This is a genomic window from Extibacter sp. GGCC_0201 (genome assembly GCF_017566055.1).
In the GTDB taxonomy this organism is placed as follows: domain Bacteria; phylum Bacillota; class Clostridia; order Lachnospirales; family Lachnospiraceae; genus Extibacter.
Genome location: NZ_JABFCH010000129.1, coordinates 1 through 228, shown reverse-complemented (window position 1 = coordinate 228; position 228 = coordinate 1). Strand labels below are relative to the sequence as shown.

At 56.1% G+C, this 228-nt stretch carries 1 protein-coding gene; it reads left to right on the top strand.

Annotated features, from left to right (window positions below):
• A partial coding sequence (locus HJV72_RS18980) for an ATP-binding protein (RefSeq protein WP_208073424.1) occupies window positions 1–228 on the top strand: 228 nt, incomplete at both ends.

Sequence of the window (228 nt, the reverse complement as noted above, 5' to 3'; positions counted from 1 at the left end):
CCGCCTTTGCAGCTTCCCCCTGCTCATCATTGACGATTTTGGAATGGAGCGTGGCACAGAATACGGTCTGGAACAGGTCTACAATGTGATTGACAGCCGCTACCGGAGCAGGAAGCCGCTGATTGTGACGACCAACCTCACGCTGGAGGAATTGCAGCACCCGGAGGACACCGCCCACGCCCGGATTTATGACCGCCTGCTTGAAATGTGTTCCCCTCTCTGCTTTAC